This is a genomic window from Microcoleus sp. Aus8_D2, from assembly GCF_036702665.1.
Classification (GTDB): Bacteria; Cyanobacteriota; Cyanobacteriia; order Cyanobacteriales; family Microcoleaceae; genus Microcoleus.
Window position 1 is genome coordinate 352,581 of the sequence record NZ_JAUBUN010000001.1, and the last position, 3,707, is coordinate 356,287.

The window sequence follows — 3,707 nt, forward strand, 5'->3', positions numbered from 1 at the left end:
AACTCCACCCGGTACAACTCCTCCGCCACCATCGCCAAGCGGTAGATTTCTATTAGATAGAAACCGGGTTTTTCCCGATTCCAACCAACCCTTTAATCCCGAACAGCGGCAGAATCAAAACAGCATATCGCGAGATCTAGGCAAACCCGGTGAAAGGATGCCGCCGGAAAGAATGCAATCTCCGAGAGGACTCAGAAATTTCATCGGTGGAAATCCGAAAGAACCTGTTTTTGTACCACCATTTCGGGGTGATATCGGCAGAAACTTTGATGCAGGGAAACTATCAGCAGCTTTACCTCTGCTGGAGAAATCTTTCGGCCAAGAATTCGAGGAATATTTCGGTCTTAACATCAGCAAGGATTTACTATCGGCAGACGACATCAAGAAAAAATTAGTATCGGTGGGCGCAGCAACCAAAACGAAACCCAGTTTAATTTATCTGTTTTCGCGATCGGAAAAATTAGATTTAATGTTGGTAGATTCTTGCGGTGCAGTAGTTCACAAAACTGTACCGGAAGCGCACCGAAAAGAACTGCTGAAATTTGTAACTACGTTTAGGAATGAGATTACTAATCCAGGCAGGCGCAATACTACGAGTTATCTACCATCTGCCCAGCAGCTTTATAAGTGGATGGTTGAGCCTTTGGAGGAGAATTTGAAGAAGTGCGAAACCGATACTATTTCGTTTGTTGTCGATCGCGGTTTGAGAGGTATGCCCTTTGCTGCGTTGCACGACGGAAAGCAATTTTTGATCGAAAAGTACAATCTCAGTTTGATGCCGAGTATTAATTTAACAGATAGTCGTTACGTGGATATCAGAAAATCTCAAGTTTTAGCCATGGGTGCGTCGCAATTTTCGGAGTTGAATCCTTTACCAGCGGTTCCTGCGGAAATAGCGGCTATTTCGCGAGAATGGCCGGGAGTTAGTTTTCTGAATGAGGGTTTCACTTTCGATAATTTGAAGCAACAGCATCAAAGCCGACCTTTTGGGATTATTCACTTAGCTACTCACGGCGAATTTCGTCCGGGGGTGCCGAATAATTCTTTTATTCAGTTGTGGAATAGTCGGTTAAGACTGAATCAATTGCGTGATTTGGGATTGAATAATCCGCAGGTAAATCTATTAGTTTTAAGTGCTTGTCGGACTGCGGTGGGTGATGACAGTGCGGAGTTAGGTTTTGGGGGTTTGGCGCTACAAGCTGGGGTGCAAACGGCTGTGGGGAGTTTGTGGTATGTTTCGGATGAGGGTACTTTGGGATTGATGACTGAGTTTTATCAGCAGTTAAAGACGGCGCGAATTAGGGCGGCGGCGCTGCGACAAGCGCAAATTGCGATGTTGCGGGGAGATGTGCGTTTGGAGGGCGGTAGGTTGCGGGGTTCGAGTCGGGGTGAAGGGGTGGAGTTGCCGCAATCTTTGCAGGGGTTTGCTGATTTGAAGTTGTCGCATCCTTATTATTGGTCGGCTTTTGTGATGATTGGGAGTCCTTGGTAATTGGGTTTGTAGTGAGGACTTTAGTCCTAGGATTAAAGATGCGGACTGAAGTCCGAACGATCGAACCTGTTTGATTTTGGTCGTTCTTTTTCGGTTTGGTGCGCCACCAGGTAATGCCGGCTGCGAGAAGGGCGATCGCGCAACTCAACAAAAAGGAGAATGCAAACGGATGCAGGTGCATGACAAGTGGGACGTGATGGTTTTGGACTGTCTCGAAGAGTTTGTCTGTACCGCTGGATGCTGCGATACCTCCGGCTGCTAAACCGACGCCGATCGCCTGTACGGTGCTTTCTAGGCGATCGTCCCGATCTTTCTCATCTTGCTCGCTGTTGCGGAGTGCGATCTGGTTTGTGCGATCGTTCTTGGCTTGTTCTATTTCTACTATGCCGCGGATGGAGGCGATCGCCTGGTCGATTAAGTGCGTTCCGTGGCGGAAATATCCTAAGTCTGCTGCTATTTGCGATCGCATATAAGGAGCAGTTTTTCTACTGAAGTGATTCAATATAGATAGTTCTTCCTTATCGATTCCTAGTATATCACAGATTTTTTGCAAAAAGTCATTGTAATTGTTAAGATTTATCGCAATACAATTGTCATAATCTTCGAGTTTCCGCAGCAGGCGAGTATATGACAAGGCTTTGCGGAGGAGAACCTTTAGCTGTTCCTTAAAACTCTGCAATTGTGGGGGTTGCAGGGAAGTGCCCGCGTCGGTGAGTTGCTGCTGCACGTACTGTATATCTTGCTCTATTTCGGCGTATTCGCGATCGAGTTCGTGGTAAACTTGGCGGCTGTCTTGAAAAGCTTTGATAATTTTGTTGCGGTGAAATAGTAGGTCTAGTAGTTCTTCCTGGCAAGTGTTAAAATCCTTATCAGTTTGTCGTTCCGAAAGCAGCCACACAAGCAGGTGGCGGTAATTCGCAATATCGGCAATTGAACCGTATTCAAAAATCGGACTGCCGAATAATTTACCCAAACGGTAGAATGTAGGTGGCGAATTTCCCTGGAATAAAGCATCGCGGCATTTATCGGCGAGGGGTTTGAGGGAATCTAAATTATCCGATGAGTTTTCGGGAAGCCATGCGGTGATGAGAAGAGTTTCGCCTAAAAAATTGTCATCGCCGCTGATGAGTAAAGCTTGATTTGGGTTGAATTTCTGAATTAGATCGACATCTACATTATCAGCCGTGCCATCTTCCGGGCAACCTATATTTAAGCAGAAAGCATAGCTATCTTGAATTTGTAGCGGTTGAACAAAACCTTCTATGGGCGGATTGCTGTGGAATCCCAGCGAGACATCGCGCAGCAAATCCTGGCGGTAGCTGTCAGAATTTTGAGGAAAAACTAGATAAGGTGCTACCGTTTTATCAGTGAAGTGGGCGAGGATGTTGTCGCAGTGTTTCCACAGAGGATTATTGCTGCCCTTACTGTGATTGTGCAGTTGGAAAGCGTACAAATAAACATTGGGGGCAGAAATTTTCTCACTCATGTTGTTGGGCGGTGGCTAGGATTTAGGGATGCGTTTTTTGAGGTTTTCGGGTAATTCGGGATAGCGATTTGATAGCCTTTCGTTTTGTCCTTCAGTTTTCGTGGCTTGTGGCTTGAGTTTTCTATCAATTAAATTGATTTCATCTGTTATTTTAGGATAGTCGGCACACCAATTGCCAATGGCATCGGCTACTTCTTGGTTGGATGAATCCGCCATCTGGGATATCGTATTGTTGAGACTTGCTAAAGCATCAACTGCCCCGAATTGTTCAAATATTTCGGGTTTGGTTTCAAAGACTTGCAGGAAACCTGAAATAAATTCTTCGTCTGTCATGGTTGATTTCTCCTTGAATTAAATTTAGCCCGGGCGGGTTGATCGTATTTATTGTTTTTTTCGGGATACCTTTGCGAACCCGCCCCTACCACAATTATATCTGTTTAACCTAAATTTTGTACCAGGTTCGATCGGCCTGTAGGGGCGGGTTCACCAACCATCTTAACTAGGACAAACAAACTCGTAAACCCGCCCCCACCCCACGATTAGCCCGGGGCGGGTTTATGAGATTTATCATTTTTTTCTGGATACATTGGCGAACCCGCCCCTACCACAATTATATCTATTTAACCTAAATTTTGCACCAGGTTCGATCGGGCTGTAGGGGCGGGTTCACCAACCATCTTAACTAGGACAAACAAACTAATAAACCCGCCCCCACCCCACGATGAAGCC

General features: G+C 45.8%; 2 protein-coding genes. One reads left to right on the forward strand and one right to left on the reverse strand.

The window, feature by feature from the left end; genetic code table 11:
* Positions 1–1,492: CHAT domain-containing protein (locus tag QUB64_RS01455; protein ID WP_333343301.1), on the forward strand; the 1,492-nt coding region annotated here is incomplete at its 5' end.
* A 1,501-nt stretch (positions 1,493–2,993) separates the two neighbouring features.
* Here QUB64_RS01455 and QUB64_RS01460 read toward each other — a convergent pair.
* On the reverse strand, positions 2,994–3,311 hold the full coding sequence (locus QUB64_RS01460; protein WP_333278624.1) for a hypothetical protein: 318 nt from the start codon (positions 3,309–3,311) through the stop codon (positions 2,994–2,996).
* Positions 3,312–3,707 lie beyond the last annotated feature (396 nt).

Excerpts from the sequence above, each read along its gene's own strand:
- QUB64_RS01460 (WP_333278624.1), bottom strand. The coding sequence starts at position 3,311 with ATGACAGACGAAGAATTTATTTCAGGTTTCCTGCAAGTCTTTGAAACC.